A 15,203-nucleotide genomic window follows, 5' to 3' on the forward strand; every position below is an offset into this window, starting at 1 on the left:
ACACCGGCCTGGGCGCTGGTCTCCTCGGCGCTGGCGGCAACCTGGTTCGCCACCATCGACAGCTCCTGGGCGGAGCTCTCCAGCGACACCACGCCGGTGGAGATGGCCGTCACGGTCTGCTTCATGCTGTCGGTCGCCTTGTTCAGCGAGGCGGCCATGGCGCCGACCTCGTCCTTGGAGGACACCTGCACCCGCTTGGTCAGGTCGCCCTCGGCGAGCGCGTCGAGCACCTTGGACACGTCGTTCAGCGGCCGGGTCACCGCCCGGGAGGCGACCAGCGCCAGGGCGATCGAGCACAGCAGCGCGATGCCGGCCGAGACCAGCAGGACCGTGCGGCTGGAGCTGAAGGCGCTCTCCGCCTCGGCGAGCTGGGACACGGCGGCCGAATCGATCACGCGGTCGATGTCGTCCAGCGCGCCCTGGATCAGCTTGACCTGGGGCGTGACCTGGGTGGCGCGGATCTCGTTGAAGGCGGCGCGGTCACCGGCGCGGGCGGCGCCGATGTACGCGGGGTCGTTCAGGATCTGCTCGTAGTTGCCCCAGGCGTCCCGGAGCTGGGCGGCCGCGTCACGCAGCGCCTGGTTGTAGGCGACCGAGTCGATGCGGTCGAGCGCGGCGTCCATCGCGTCGGTGGCGGCGAGGAACGCCTCGTGCTCCGGGCCGTCGGAGGTGGCGATCCACTCGTCGACCAGGGACAGGATCCGGGCGTTCAGGTAGGCGGACTCCACCTCGCTGTGCGCGAGGGCCGGCTCGAGGGCCTTGTCGTTGATCGACTGCTGGCCGTCGCGCAGGTCGGACAGGTTGAGGATCGACACGAAGGTGATGACGGCCATGCCGATGCTGGCGACGATCACCGCGGAGAGGATCTTCGTCCCCACCCGGAGGTTCCCCAGCTTGCCGAAGAGTTTGCTCCCACGACCGGACGTCTGCGCCCCGCCGGAGAGTGTGGAGTCGGTCATGGCTGCCCATGCCCTTTCTGCTTGGTGCCGCGCTCCTGCGGCGGGTGGTGTTCTGGGTCGTCTTGGTGCAGAGGTCGGGTCCGGCGCCCCAGACGGCGCCGGACCCGGTCCTCTGATCGGCAGGCCCGTTCCCGACCTGCGAATTTTGGTCAGCCCGCTTGTACGGCGGCCCGGGCGTCCAGCGCGAGCATGAGCCGGTCGGCGAGCGGGAAGGTCGCGACGATCAGGTTCCGCACCGGACCGGTCAGCGTGTCCGGCGGCGGCTCGGCCGAGTTGTCGTCGAGCTCGACGACGTCACCGATCCGGTCGACCAGCAGGCTGACCCACTCGTCCTCGGTGCGGACGATCACGTTCATCGCCCCGTCGCTGAGGTCGGTCGGCGGCAGGCCGAGCCGTACCCGCAGGTCCAGTGCGGCGATTACCTGGCCGCGCAGGTTGAACAGCCCGCCGACGTGGGCCGGTGCGTGCGGGACCGGGGTGTACTCACTGAACGAGAGCACCTCCTGCACCCGCCCCACCTCGAGCCCGAAGAGCTGGTCGGCGACCTCGAAGGTCGCGTACTGCACCGTGGTCATGTCAGGACTCCAACAGGTACGGGGACGAGTGCTGCTCGTCGTCGTGGCTGAAGAAGCTCGAGTCCGCCGCCAGGATCGCCTGGCGCATGTCGAGCAGCTCGGTCACCTTCTCGTGGATGACCGTCGAGCCGTTGAGGCCGTTGTCGTTCAGACCGCTGCGCGGGCCGGCGTCCTCGACGATGTCCAGGATCCCGTCCACCGCCAGCGCCACGCTGTGGCCGCCGTCGGTGTAGACGATCGTGGACAGGGTCTCCCGGTCGTCCTCCGACCAGGCGCCGAGCAGCTGCGCCAGGCGCAGCACCGGCAGGATCCTGCCGCGGTACTGCACGACCTCGCGGCTGCCCACCCGCTCGACGGCGCTCACCGGGAACTCCTCCAGGCGGGTCACCATGCTCAGCGGGATCGCCACCCGGCGGTCCACCACGCGGGTGATCAGCAGGCGGTCGCGGCTGTCGTCCGCCCAGCGGTCGTCGTCGTTGCCGGCCACCTTCGCCGCGGCCCGCTCCACCGCACCGAGGTGCGACCGGCGTGCCAGCGACGAGACGTCGAGGATCAGGGCCACCTCGCCGTCGCCGAGGATCGTGGCACCGGCGTAGGAGCCGACGTCCTTGAACCGGGCGGCGAGCGGCTTGACCACGACCTCCTCGGTGTTCAGCACCCGGTCCACGACCAGGCCGAACTGGTGGCCGTCGCCCTTGAGCACGGCGACGTAGATGTCCTGGTCGGGCCCGACGGCCTCGCCGCCGAGGGCGTTGGTGAGCCGGATCAGCGGGAGCAGCTTGCCCCGCAGCCGGTACACGGGCGCACCGGAGACGTACTCGACCTTGCCGCCGGACTGGCTGTCGACGTAGACCAGCTCGTGCACGGCCATCTGCGGGATCACGTACCGCTTGCCGCCGTTCTCGACGATCAGCGCCTGTACGATCGCGAGGGTCAGCGGGATGGTCAGCCGCCAGGTCGTGCCCTTGCCGGGCACCGACTTCAGGTCGACCGCGCCACCGATGGCCTCGAGGTTCGTCCGGACGACGTCCATGCCGACACCGCGGCCGGAGACGTTGCTGACCTTCTGCGCGGTGGAGAAGCCCGGCCGGAACACCAGCTTGAGGATCTCGTCGGTGTCCATCGCCGCGAGCTGCCCCTCGGTGATCACGCCGCGCTTGACCGCCGTCGCGCCGACCTTGGCCGGCTCGATGCCGGCACCGTCGTCGGTCACCTCGACGATCACCTGACCGTGCTCGTGGTAGGCACGCAGCAGCAGCGTTCCCGTGCGGGACTTGCCGGCGGCCTCCCGCTCCTCCGGCGGCTCGACGCCGTGGTCGACGGCGTTGCGCACGAGGTGGGTCAGCGGATCCTTCACGGCCTCGAGCAGGCTGCGGTCGAGCTCGGTCTCCGCGCCCTCCATCACCAGCTCGACCTCGCGACCGCAGGCCTTGCTGAGGTCGCGGACGACCCGCGGCAGCTTGGACCAGAGGTTCTTGATCGGCTGCATGCGCGTCTTCATGACGTTCTCTTGCAGCTCGCTGGTGATGATGTTGAGCCGCTGCGCGGTACGCGTGAGCGTCTGCTCGTTGGCCGCCTCGGCCGCGCGCACCATCTGGTTGCGCGTGAGCACCAGCTCACCGACCAGCCGCATCAGCTTGTCGAGCAGGTCGACGTCGACGCGGATGGAGCTGTCGGCGACACCGCGCTTGCTCGTGCTCTCCATCTCGGCCGGGTCGGCCGCGGAATCGGCGGCCGGTGCGGCCGGTGCCGGCGCCGCGGCGGGCTCGGCGACCGGCTCCGCCACGGTGGCGACCGGCTCTGCCGCGGCCTCGACCGGGGCGGGCTCCTGCGTCGGCTCCGCCACGGCGGCGGGTGCGTCGGCGACGGGCGCGTCCTCGACGGCGGCATCGGGAGACGCGTCGGCGTCGGCCGGGGGCTCGCCGGTCATGCAGGCGTGCACCTCGTCGACGACGGCCTTGATCTCCACCTCGCCCTCTTTGCCCGTGCGTTCGATCTCGCCGAGGAGCTCGCGCACCACGTCGATCATGAGTAGCAGCACGTCGGTCGACCTGCGGTCCAGAACCTGGGTGCCGTCCCGCAGCCGGGCGAGCAGCGACTCGCCGGCGTGGGTCACCTCTTCCAGGCGGTGGAACGCGAGGAAACCGCTCGTGCCCTTGATGGTATGAATCGTTCGGAAGATGCTCGCCAACCGGTCACGCGCGGTTGGCTCCTGCTCGAGCGCGATCAGATCGCGGTCGAGCTGGTCAAGGTTCTCATAACTCTCGACCAGGAACTCCTGAACGATGTCCTCGAATTCGTTCACCAGACCCTCCATTTCAGGCTGACCCGTCGATCGGCACGTGGACCGGTGAGCTGAGGGATTCGTCCTCCGGAGGAAGGTCCCGGTCCGGCGGTGTCCCCGGTCGGGACCTTCGCCCCTCCGCACGCGGTGCCACCGGCCCTGCCCGCGACGCGCCCGGCGAACGACGCTGGTGGTGGACGAGAACGGTGGACGAGAACAGCGTGAGGAGGCCGACATGAGCACGGCGGTGATGGGGCTCGACGAGGAGATCCGCGAGCGGGTGGAGCGGGCGGTCGCCGCGGCGGCGCCCGCCGAGCACGCGGTGGTGACGGCCTCGGTCGACCGCGGTGTGGTGCTGCTGGTCGGCCGGGTCGAGTACCACGCGACCCTGCCGGCGGTCGAGCGGGCGGTGCGTGCGGTTCCCGGTGTCGTCGAGGTCCGGAACCGGATCGGCTACCTGTGGGGCGACGGCAGCGGCCGGGGCGCCTGAGCGGCCGGCGCGAGGCCACCGCTGCGTGATGGCGGTGGCCCCGGCCACCCGGTCGGGTGGTCCCTCGGGGTGGCGTGGCGGTGTGGGCCGTTCAGAAGCCCTCCGCACGTGCCGATGCCCACCGTGATGAGCGAGCGCGAGCGACCCGGACCGAGCGCGCTGTCCGGTCGGACCCGTCCAGTGCCGGCGTGAACCGTTCCAGCGGTCTGCTGAGCCGTCGTCCCGTCCGGTGGCAGCTGCGGGTGTTGGTGACCGCGGTCTGCGTGTTCATGCTCCTCGCCTGCGGTGCGACCGTGTACTCGCTGCTCGCGCAGAGTGCGACGGTCACCCAGCTCACCACCGTGATCGGTCCGGCCCGGGACGCCAGTGCCACCGTCCTGCAGGCGATGACCGACGCGGACAACGCGCTGGCGACGGCCCAGGCCACCCGGAGTGCGGCGCCGGCTGAGCGGCTCGCGGCCGCGCGTGAGCGCGTGGGGGAGGCCCGGCGTGTGGCCCGAGACCTGCTCGCGCACCCCTCGCTCGGCGAGCGGGACCGCGAGGCGTACCGCCGGCTCCAGGACGAGCGGGACCGGGCGCTCACCGCGTGGTGGGACTACGCCGACGACGCGTTCGCCCGCGTGGCCGCCGGGCTGCCGGTCGACGCGACCACCCGCGAGGTGCTGCTCGACCGCTTCCGGGCCGAGCACATCGCGCTCACCGACAAGCTGGTGGCCAACCGCGACGCGCTGCGGACCGCCACCCGCGAGCTCGTCCCGGACGCGACGCTGGTGACGCTGGGGGCGACCGGGCTGGTGCTGGTCGGCGTGATGCTGGTGGCCAGGCGCACGGCCCGCTCGCTGACCGTGCCGATCGCCGGGCTGCGCTCGGTCGTCCAGCGGATCGAGGCCGGAGACCTGTCCGCGCGGGCCGACGCTGGCGCCGGCGCGCGCGAGGTGCGGGATCTGGCCGCCGCGTTCAACACCCTCGCCGCCGACCAGGCCGAAACGCTGCGCCTGCACGAGGTCGCGCTCGAGGTCGAGCTGACCGTCCGCGCGGTGTCCACGGTGCGCGAGGCCATCGAGGCGGTGTGCGCCTCGATCGGCCCGCCGCTCGCCGCCGACCGGGTGGTGATCAGCCTCGTCGACCCGAGCGGCGAGATCGTCCGGTCCACCCAGTGGCACGTCGAGGGCCTGCCCGACTTCCCGCCGGACGTGAGCCCGTACGCCGGACCGGTCGCCGAGGAGCTCTGGCGGCGGTCCACCTACCTCGCCGTCGCCGACGTCCGCGCCGAGGGCGTCAAGCACGACCCGCGGATCGCCCCCTTCCGCCGCGAAGCCGACACCCGCGGCCTGCTCGTCGTGCCGATCGGGCTCGCCGAGCGCCCGCTGGGCACGATCGCGGTCAGCGACGGCACCGGGCCGCGGGCATGGCGAAGCGCGCAGATCGCGTTGGTGCACCACGTGGCGGCCGCGCTCGCGCACGCGATCGCCGAGGTCGACTACCGGGAGCACCAGGCCCAGCACGTCGCCCGGCTCGAGCGCCTCGACCGGCAGAAGGACGACTTCCTGTCCACGGTCAGCCACGAGCTGCGCACCCCGCTCGCGTCGATCAGCGGCTACCTCGAGCTGCTGCTGGACGGCGACGCGGGGGAGGTCACCCCCGAGCAGCGGCACATGCTCCAGGTCATGGAGCGCAACGGGGTCAGGTTGCGAGCGCTGGTCGAGGACCTGCTCGCGATGAACCGCGCGGAGTCGAGCCATGTCCGGGCGGACACCGCGGTGGAGCTGGCCGGGGTCGTGGGCGCCACGGTCGAGGAGCTCCGGCCGCTGGCCGAGAAGAACGGGGTCGGGCTCGAGCTGAGCCTGGGCACCGATCCAGGGCCGGTGCTGGGCGACCGGGAGGACCTGCAGCGCGCGGTGGGCAACATCGTCTCGAACGCGGTCAAGTTCACCCCTCGGGGCGGCCAGGTCCGCGTCTCCCACACCGGCGACCCGGCCACCGGCGAGGTCGTCGTCACCTGCTCGGACACCGGGATCGGCATCCCCCGGGCCGACCTGCCCCACCTGACGACGCAATTCTTCCGGGCCGGCAACGTGGCGGGCGACGTGGTCCCGGGGACCGGGCTGGGGCTCGCCATCGTCAAGGCCGTCGTGGACGCGCACGGTGGGCAGCTGACGGTCGACTCCACCGAGGGGCGCGGCACCGTCGTCACGCTCCGGTTCCCCACGCTGGCCCCCGTCACCGCGAGATCGTCCGAAGTGCACACTCCGTGACCTGGCGTTACGGTTCGGCGAGACGTTCGGAGGGAGGGCAAGGGTGGCGCGGGTGCTCGTGGCGGAGGACGACCCCGACCTGCGGGGAATGATCGAGTTCAAGCTGGCGTCCGCCGGCCACGAGGTGACCGTCGTCGCGGACGGCGACGCGGCCATGACCAGCGCCAGGGCGGCCCCGCCGGACCTGGCCGTGCTCGACGTGATGATGCCGGGCATGTCGGGAATCGAGGTGTGCGAGGCGCTGCGGGCCGACCCGGTGACCGCCGCCACGCCGATCATCATGCTGACGGCCAGGGCGCAGAGCGCCGACGTCAGCCGCGGCCTCGCGGCCGGCGCCGACGAGTACCTCGTCAAGCCGTTCAGCCCGCGCAGCCTGGTCGAGCACGTGGAGAAGCTGCTCGCCGCGGCCGCCAGCTGACGTGCCAGCTACCGGTGGAAGCTGACGACGATCGCCGCGTTGCTCCCGCGCTGGCCGTGGGTGTCGCAGTGGTAGCTGGTGGCGCTGTGGCCCTGGACGGATCCCCAGCTCCGCCAGGCGCAACGGGTCGTCGTGCCGGTCCCGATCCGGAGGTCCGCGTGGAAGAAGAGGCTCCCGTGCAGGCCGAAGACCCAGACGGTCGCGTCGGTGACGGTGACGCCGTCCGGGGCGACGGTCGTGGTGATCCTGGCGAGGGTGGCACCGGTGGCGGTGACCGTGGCATAGCCGGTGCGCGTGGCCGGCACCGACACCGCCGCGGTGCTGGCCGGGGTGAGCCGCGGCAGCACGGCGGCCAGCGCGACCACGAGACCGACCACGGCGGCGACCGCGGCCGTGATCCGGCTCTTGCGGGTCGGCGCCATGCTGCTTCTCCCTCGCGCGGTCGACATGTCCTTCCCGGCATCGGTCGCCCGTCGCCCGGCATGAGGAAAAGCCGCCGATTTGTCACACGATCGGGTGCCGACGTTCAGGTCGGCGGAGCGGCCGCCGATCGGTTCCGGCGAGCCGGGCAGAACGTGACCGGCAGGGCGCGGCACCGGCCGCGGCCCCCCTACCTCCGCCGAGGAGTCACATTCATGAAGTCGCGCAAGGCCGTCGCCGTCCGTCGGGTGCTTCCGGTTCTCGCCGTCGCCGTCCTGGTTCTGCTGATCGGGCGCGCCGCGTTGGCCAGCAACAGCGTGGGCACGACCGTTGGTGGTTACGGCACCGGCACGGTCTCCGGCGCCACGGTGCAGAACGTCTCCTACACGTTCAGCGCCGACGGCACGACGATCACCGGCGCGAGCCTGAGCCTCACCGGTGACCTCACCGGCAAGGTCGTCGCGGCGGGCTTCAACTCCGCGGCCCTGTCCACCTGCGTGACCGGCACCTACACCGCCGCCACCAACATCACCACCGCGTCCTGCAGCGGGTTCGCGCAGAACACCGCGGCCGCCGGCACCCTCGCCGTCGCGGTCCGGCAGTAACACCTGGCATGCCGCAACCGCCGGGCACGGCAACCCACCGCATCAGGACGGTCGCGCTGACCATCACGTCGGCCGCCGTCCTGATCGCGATCGGGCTCCTCGTGCTCGGCGGTTTTCGCCTTGTCGTCACCCGCGGCGACAGCATGGAGCCGCACTTCTTCGCCGGTGATCTCGTCCTGGTCCACGAGCAGCCGCAGTACCGGGTCGGCGACGTCGTCGCCTACGACAGCCCGAGCCTGGGCATCACGATGCTGCACCGCATCGTCGGCGTGCGCGACGGCGGCTTCGTCACCCGGGGCGACAACAACGACTGGGACGACCCGGACCTGCTGACCGCGACGGACCTCAGCGGACGCCTGGTCCTGCGGATCCCGAGGGCCGGCGCCATGATCGAGTCGCTGCGCGGCCCGGTCGGCAGCATCCTCGTGGGGACGCTGTTCCTCGCGGTACTCGCGATCGCGTGGGGACAACGGTCGAGACGACGCAGACGGAGACGCCAGATGCCCCCGACCGGCCAGCACCGCGCACCCGTCGTGGCCGCGCCGCGCCGGCCGGCGCCGACCGAGCGGGGCAGGCGTTCCCGGGTTCCCGCCGTGCTGGTCGCCGTCGCGACGCTGCTCGCGGTCGCGGCGGTCTGGTCGGCGCCCCGGCCGGCCTCCGCCACCGCCCCGGTCATCCCGCAGGACACCCTCGCGGTGAGCTACGAGGCGGCGGTCCCGGCCGGCGCCACCTACCCGAACGGTCGGGTCGCCACCGGGGACCCGATCTTCCTCAACCTCGTGCGCACGCTGACCGTCCGCGCCGCGCACTCCGGGCCCGCCGCCGGCCCGGTGACCCTCACCGCCCGGCTCGAGCACCCGAGCGGCTGGCGCCGCCCCGTGCCGCTGTCGACCACGAGCGAGGACGGGAGCTCCTCCGCCACCCTCGACCTCGACGCGGTGTCGGCCACGCTGACCGGCCTGACCACCGAGACCGGCCTGCCCACCACCGGCGCGATGCTCATCGTGCTGCCCGCGGTCGGCTCCTGGTCCACCCAGGCGCGCTTCACCTTCGACGGCGTCCAGCTCACCCCCGACCCGGCCACGCTGACCGCGACCAGGCAGGCCGCGCCCACGGCGGCCGCCGCGCCCGAGACCGGCTACCGCGCGGTCCTCGCGCCGCTCGGCCGGCTGCTGCCCGACTGGCCGCTGCGCCTGGCCGCGACGTTCGCCCTGCTGGCACTCGGGGCGGTCGCGGTGTGGCTGCTCCGCCGGCCGGCGGACCCGCTGCGCGCGCACCGGATCGTCCCGGTCGCCGAGTACGCGCCCGGCGCGGGCCGCACGCTCGTCGAGCTGCCCGCGCCGGCCCCGCTCGCCCGCCTGGCCGAGGCGGAGAACCTGCCGATCTTCCGGTCCGAGACCGCGGCGGGCGTCGAGTTCTTCATCGACGACGGTGCGGTGGTCTACCGCTACCGCCCCGAGCCCGGCCTCGAGCCGGCCGCGCTCGGCTACTTCGCCGACAGGCTGGCGGCCGAGATCGTCGGTCGCATCGCGACCGAGTTCCGGGCGCCGCTGGCCACCATCCAGGGCTACACGGAGATGCTCACCGACGCCCCCAACGGGTCCGCGGTCCCCGCCCAACGCACCATGCTCGAGGCCATCGACCGGGGGGTGAACCGGCTGCACGAGCTGATCGACGACGTGACCGTCCTGGCCGAGCCGCCCAGCGAGTACCCGGACACGATCGAGGTGCGGGACCTGCTCGCCGCCGGCACCCGCCCGCTGGCCGAGGCCCTGCGCGAGCGCGACACGCGGCTCACGACCAGCCTGGACGGGGACGTTCCCCGGGTCGTCGGCGACCGGGAGAAGCTCGTCTGGGCGCTGGGTGAGCTGGTCGACGCCGCCTCCCTGGAGGTCGGAGCCGGCGGCCGGCTGACCGTCCGGGCCAACCGGGACGGCGACGAGGTCGTGCTGACGATCACCGGGCAGACCGCTTCCGGCGGGAACGGAGCCAATCCGGACCAGGCACCCCGCGACGGGCTGGCCGACTCCGTCGCCGTTGTGATCGTGGACCGCCACGGCGGGTCCGTCGAGCGGACCACGACGCCGACCGGGGCCACGATCACCGTGCGCCTTCCCGCGGAGACCCCCACCCGGACCCGGTGAGAGTCTGTCGAACCGGACGAGGACGACGCCCGATGTTGTGCTCCGCCACGAACTAGGCTGTCGAGCGAGCCCTTAGCGTCGGGAGGTGTTCGCCATGCCGACCTTCCGTCCGCACGCCAGCCTGCGCCGCGTGCTCGACGACCTGGGCGCGACCCTGTTGGAGCTCGTCCACGGCGACGTCGACCGCGTCGGCCAGCTCGGCGGCGTCGTCATCCACGACCCGCTGGAGGAGCCCGTACTGCCCCGGCACGCGCTCGTGCTCGGGATCGGGCTGCGGGACCCCGACGAGATCGCCGCACTGCTCGCGGAGCTCGGCCGCCACGACGCCGCCGGGCTCGTCCTGCGTGCCCCGGTCGTCGTGTCCCGCGAGCTCGCCGCGGCGGCCGCGGGCTCCGGGGTCGCGTTGCTCGCGCTGACCAGGGGAGCCTCCTGGGCGCAGCTCGCCGCGTTGCTGCGTGCGCTGCTGGCCGAGGGCGACGTGGGCGAGGTGGCGGGGGAGACGTTGGGCGGGATGCCGTCGGGCGACCTGTTCGCCCTGGCCAACGCGATCGCCGCGCTGATCGACGCTCCCGTGACGATCGAGGACCGCAGCTCGCGGGTGCTCGCGTTCTCGGGCCGGCAGGACGAGGCCGACCCCTCCCGGGTGGAGACGATCCTCGGCCGCCAGGTGCCGGAGCGGTACTCGCGGCTGCTGGCCGATCGCGGTGTGTTCCGCGAGCTGTACCGCAGCGACCGGCCGGTCTACGTCGAGCCGCTGCTGGAAGGGCTCGTGACGCTGCCCCGGGTGGCGTTGGCCGTCCGGGCGGGCGACGAGGTGCTCGGGTCGATCTGGGCCGCCGTGCGCGAACCGCTCAGCGAGGAGCGCACGCTGGCTCTGTGCGACGCGGCACGGCTGGTCGCGCTGCACATGCTGCGGATCCGGGCCGGGGCGGACGTCGAGCGCCGGCTGCGGACCGACCTGCTGAGCACCGCTCTGGAGGGCGGGGTCGGGGCGCGGGAGGCGCTGGACCGGCTCGGACTGGGGGACCAGCCCGTGGTGGTGCTCGCGCTCGCGCTCGTCGGCTCCGGGACGGACGCGGGGCTGGTCACCGAGCGCCAGCGGATCAGCGACGGCCTCGCCATGCACCTGAGCGCGGTGCACCCGCGGTGCGCCGCGGCCCTGGTCGGCGACGTCACCTACGGCCTGGTCCCGGTGAGCCGGGAGAGCGCGGCCGGCGAGCACGCCGCGGACGGGGCGGTGCGGGTGGCGGCGGACTTCCTGGAGCGGGTGGGCGACCGGGTGCGCGCGGTGGTCGGTGTCGGCACGGTCGCCCAGGACGCCGCCGGGCTGGTCGAGGCGCGGGCCAGCGCCGACCGTGCGCTGCGCGTGCTGCGTGCGGGCAGCGGGGACGGGCGCCGGGTCGCCCGGCTGGCCGACGTGCACGTCGAGGCCCTCGTGCTGGAGCTGCGCGACCTGGTCGCGGCCCGCGGCGACCGGCCGACCGGCCCGGTGGCGAAGCTGTTCGCCTACGACGAGCGGCACGGCACTCACCTCGTCGAGACCCTGCGCGCGTGGCTGGACGCCTTCGGCGACGTGGCCGTCGCCTCGGCCGCGCTCTACGTGCACCCCAACACGTTCCGGTACCGGCTGCGGCGCCTGGCCGAGGTCGGCGGGCTGGACCTGGCGGACCCGGAGGCCCGGTTCGCGGCGATGCTCCAGCTCCGCGTCGTCTCCCCACGGTGAATTGCCCACCGTCATGAATGCCCGCTTTTTGGCACATTCCGTCCGTGGAAATCCTTTTCTCTCGGTTTCCGTGTTCCTGGTAGCGCCAGCGTGAACACCGTATAGAGTGGACCGGCCCGTTCCCGGCTACTCCATTCGGTGATCCTTTTCGTATGGTCGTGAGGTGCCATGACGCGTCCGAGCAGGGCGGTACATCGGATAATCCTTGTGGTTGATGTTGAGGGGTTCGGCGATCAACGCCGGAACAATGCGGATCAGATGGCGGTGCGAGCGGCGTTCTACGGCGCGCTCAAGGAGGCATTTCGGACGGCCGACATTCCCTGGGAGAAGTGTGAGTACGAGGACCGCGGTGACGGCGCGCTGGTCCTCGGTCCGGCGGAGCTGCCGAAGGGCCCGTTCATCGAGGGCCTGCCCGGCGCGCTGCTCGCGGCATTGGCCGAGCACAACCGGACCAACCGGCCGCAGCGGCGGGTGCGGCTGCGGATGGCCCTGCACGCGGGGGAGATCAACTACGACGAGCACGGCGTGACCAGTACCGCGATCAACCTGGCGTTCCGGTTGCTCGACGCGGAGCCGCTCAAGGCCGAGCTGGCCGGCTCGCCGGACGCGCTCGCGGTCATCGTCTCGTCGTGGTTCTTCGACGAGGTCGTCCGCCACTCCGACGGCCTCGACCAGGACGACTTCACCCCGGTCCAGGCCAAGGTCAAGGAGACCGACGTCGGCGCCTGGCTGTACCTGCCCCGCCCGGCGCCCGCGGGGAGACCGGCGACGCCGGGACCGGCCCCCCGCCCGACCGCGGTCGGCCCGCGGCTGCTCGGCCGCGACCAGGAGCTGGCGCGGCTGCGTCGGGCCGCCGACACGGCGCGGACGGGGCGGTTCACCCTCGCGCTGATCACCGGCGAGCCCGGGATCGGCAAGTCCTTCCTGGCCGGTGCGCTGCGCCGGCAGCTCGCGGCCGAGGGCTGGACGGTCGCCTGGGGCAGCTGCCCGGACCGCGACGGATGCTCGCCCGGCCAACCCTGGACCGAGGTCCTGCAGTGCCTGGTGGGTCGCTTCTCGCGGGAGGACGAGGCCGAGCTGGCGCCGCTGCTGGACGACCACGCCACCCTGCGGGCGGCCGGGGACGTGCCGGCGGCCCGGTTCCGGCTGCGTACCGCGGTCTCCCACCTGCTCGGCGCGGTCGGGCGGGACGACCCGCTGCTGGTCGTCCTGGACGACCTGCACCAGGCCGACGGCGAGGGCCTGGCCCTGCTCGCCCACGTCGCCGAGGACCTCGACGACGTGCCGGTGCTTCTGGTCGGCACCTACCGGTCGACCGAGGTCGGCGAGCTGCTGGCGGAGACGCTGGCCACGCTCGCCCGGCACGGCCCGGAGGAGATCGGGCTGACCGGGCTGGACGTGGGCGGGGTGGCGGACCTGCTCGGCGAGCTGTGCACGCGCGCGCTCACCGGCGAGACGGTGGCGGCGATCGCGCGGCGCACCGAGGGGAACCCGTTCTTCGTCCGGGAGATCGCCCGGCTGCTGGAGAACGACGGGGAGCATGCCGCGGTCGGCGAGGTGCCGCCCAGCGTCCGGCACATCGTCCGGCGCCGGGTGGGTCGGCTGCCGGCCGAGGCGCAGGGCCTGCTGCGCCTGGCCGCCGTCATCGGTCCGGAGTTCTCGCTGGACGTCCTGGCGGAGGTGAGCGACCTCGACGAGGAGTCCCTGCTCGCGTGCGTGGACGCCGCGCTGGAGGCGGGACTGCTCGTCGAGCCGGCGCAGGACCGGTCGCTGCGTTTCGCCCACGCGCTGGTCAGCGAGACCCTGTACCACGATCTCTCGCGGCTGCGCCGGACCGGTCTGCACGCCCGGGTCGGGGCCGCGCTCGAGCGGCTGCGCCCGGGTGACGCCGTGGCGCTGGCCCACCACTTCAACGCCGCCCAGGCCCCGGAGGCCGCGGCGAAGGCCGCCCGCTACCTGTGGCTGGCCGCCGAGCAGGCCGAGCGGCGCTACGCCTACCGGGAGGCGGCCGGGTTCTGGCAGCAGGCGGTGCTGAGCCACGCCCATGCCCCGGACGCGGCCGCGTCGGACCGGTTCGAGCTGGTGATCGGCTCGATCCGTACGCTGGCGACGGCCGGCGAGCTCAAGTCGGCCCGGGACGCGCGCGCCGACGCGCTCGCCGAGGTCGTCGGGCTCGGCGACGCCGAGCTCACCGCCCGGGTCATCGTCGCCTACGAGGCGCAGGGGCTGTGGCCCCAGCACGGCTACGGGGTGGTCGACGAGCGGATCGTCGACCTGATCGACCACACGCTCACCCAGCTCCCCGCGGCGCTGGTCGACCTGCGGTGCCGATTACTGGCCTGCCTCGCCGTCGAGCTCGAGCAGGCCGACGACCCGCGCGGCGAGGCCGCCTCCCAGGAGGCCGTGGCGCTCGCGCGGCGCTTCGAGGACCCCACGTTGCTGGCCGCGGCGCTCAACGCCCGGTTCCGGCGTAGCTACTGGACCGCTGACCTGGCCGAACGGGAGACCATCGGCGCCGAGCTGCTGTCGCTGGGCCGCGAGCACCGGCTGGTCTCGGTGGAGGCCACCGGCCGGCAGGCGCTGATCCGCTGCGCCAGCGGCCGAGGCGACTTCGCCGCGTCCGACGAGCACGCCGCCCAGCTCGACCACCTCGCCACCACCTACGAGCTGTCCAACTCCTCGGCGATCGTGGCCTGGTACCGGGGGCTGCGCCACACCGTCGACGGCCGGTTCGACGCCGCGGCGCGGGCATACCAGCAGGCCGCGGAGCTCACCAGGCAGGCCGGGATGGGGGACATCGAGCACGGCGCGTTCCCGATCGCCTCGCTGTGCCTGGCCGTGTGGACGGGAAAGCTCGCCGACCAGGTGGAACCCTGCCGACTCGTCCACCAGCGCTGGCCCGTCGTGGGGGCCGAGGCCTACGCGCTCGCGCTGGCCGCCGCCGGCCGGATCGAGGAGGCCCGCGCGGTCGCGGCACCGCGTCGACCGGTCCCCAGGGACATCCGCTTCAAGATCGTGATGGCGTTGCGCGGACGGGTCGGGCTGATGCTCAACGACCAGGACCGGATCGAGGAGGCCTATGAGACCCTGCGCCCGGTCGCCGACGAGGTGGCCGGCGGCGAGTCGGGCGGCTACGCGGTCCTGTTCCCGATCGCCCAGCTGCTCGGCGACCTGGCCCTGCGACGCAGGCTCCCGCTGGCCGCCGTCACCCACTACGGGACCGCGACCGAGGTCGCGACGCGGGCCAGGGTCCCGGCCTGGGTCACCGCGGCGCGCGAGGCAAGGGCGAGGGCGCTCGCCGAGCACCGGCCGCGCCGCGCCTGGTGAGTC

Annotated in this window: 11 protein-coding genes; 7 read left to right on the forward strand and 4 right to left on the reverse strand. The window is 73.3% G+C overall.

Annotation, left to right across the window (positions count from 1 at the left end; translation table 11 throughout):
- From BU204_RS34055 to BU204_RS34065, 3 genes are all read right to left on the reverse strand, one after another.
- A partial coding sequence (locus BU204_RS34055) for a HAMP domain-containing protein (protein WP_143229936.1) occupies positions 1 to 959 on the reverse strand: 959 nt, incomplete at its 3' end.
- A gap of 149 nt (positions 960 to 1,108) precedes the next feature.
- A complete protein-coding gene (locus BU204_RS34060) occupies positions 1,109 to 1,534 on the reverse strand; it encodes a chemotaxis protein CheW (protein WP_075129931.1) in 426 nt (141 codons plus the stop codon).
- A gap of 1 nt (position 1,535) precedes the next feature.
- Positions 1,536 to 3,839, reverse strand: coding sequence for a chemotaxis protein CheW (locus BU204_RS34065; protein WP_075129950.1), 2,304 nt, complete (start codon positions 3,837 to 3,839; stop codon positions 1,536 to 1,538).
- Positions 3,840 to 4,053: 214 nt separating this feature from the next.
- Between BU204_RS34065 and BU204_RS34070 the strand changes: the two genes are divergently transcribed.
- The 3 genes from BU204_RS34070 (at position 4,054) to BU204_RS34080 (ending at position 6,981) form a co-directional block, all read left to right on the forward strand.
- Positions 4,054 to 4,308, forward strand: coding sequence for a BON domain-containing protein (locus tag BU204_RS34070; RefSeq protein WP_143229937.1), 255 nt, complete (start codon positions 4,054 to 4,056; stop codon positions 4,306 to 4,308).
- A gap of 188 nt (positions 4,309 to 4,496) precedes the next feature.
- A complete protein-coding gene (locus tag BU204_RS34075) occupies positions 4,497 to 6,563 on the forward strand; it encodes a sensor histidine kinase (protein WP_075129933.1) in 2,067 nt (688 codons plus the stop codon).
- A 43-nt stretch (positions 6,564 to 6,606) separates the two neighbouring features.
- The gene (locus BU204_RS34080) at positions 6,607 to 6,981 is read left to right on the forward strand and encodes a response regulator transcription factor (protein ID WP_075129934.1); all 375 of its coding nucleotides are present in this window, start codon (positions 6,607 to 6,609) and stop codon (positions 6,979 to 6,981) included.
- 8 nt (positions 6,982 to 6,989) lie between these two features.
- Here the strand turns inward: BU204_RS34080 and BU204_RS34085 are convergent, their stop codons facing one another.
- Positions 6,990 to 7,403 (reverse strand): hypothetical protein, encoded by a 414-nt coding sequence (locus BU204_RS34085; RefSeq protein WP_075129935.1) that lies wholly within the window; start codon positions 7,401 to 7,403, stop codon positions 6,990 to 6,992.
- A gap of 213 nt (positions 7,404 to 7,616) precedes the next feature.
- Here BU204_RS34085 and BU204_RS34090 point away from each other — a divergent pair, with 213 nt between their 5' ends.
- From BU204_RS34090 to BU204_RS34105, 4 genes are all read left to right on the forward strand, one after another.
- A complete protein-coding gene (locus tag BU204_RS34090; protein ID WP_075129936.1) occupies positions 7,617 to 8,006 on the forward strand; it encodes a hypothetical protein in 390 nt (129 codons plus the stop codon).
- Positions 8,007 to 8,014: 8 nt separating this feature from the next.
- Positions 8,015 to 10,150: a signal peptidase I gene (locus BU204_RS34095; protein WP_075129937.1), complete on the forward strand. Its 2,136-nt coding sequence runs from the start codon at positions 8,015 to 8,017 to the stop codon at positions 10,148 to 10,150.
- A 94-nt stretch (positions 10,151 to 10,244) separates the two neighbouring features.
- The gene (locus BU204_RS34100; protein ID WP_075129951.1) at positions 10,245 to 11,873 is read left to right on the forward strand and encodes a PucR family transcriptional regulator; all 1,629 of its coding nucleotides are present in this window, start codon (positions 10,245 to 10,247) and stop codon (positions 11,871 to 11,873) included.
- A gap of 258 nt (positions 11,874 to 12,131) precedes the next feature.
- Positions 12,132 to 15,200 carry an ATP-binding protein gene (locus BU204_RS34105; protein WP_075129938.1) on the forward strand — a complete coding sequence of 1,023 codons (3,069 nt, stop codon included), beginning with the start codon at positions 12,132 to 12,134 and terminating at the stop codon, positions 15,198 to 15,200.
- Positions 15,201 to 15,203: the final 3 nt, after the last annotated feature.

The sequence above is a fragment of the Actinophytocola xanthii genome, from assembly GCF_001921205.1.
Lineage (GTDB): Bacteria > Actinomycetota > Actinomycetes > Mycobacteriales > Pseudonocardiaceae > Actinophytocola > Actinophytocola xanthii.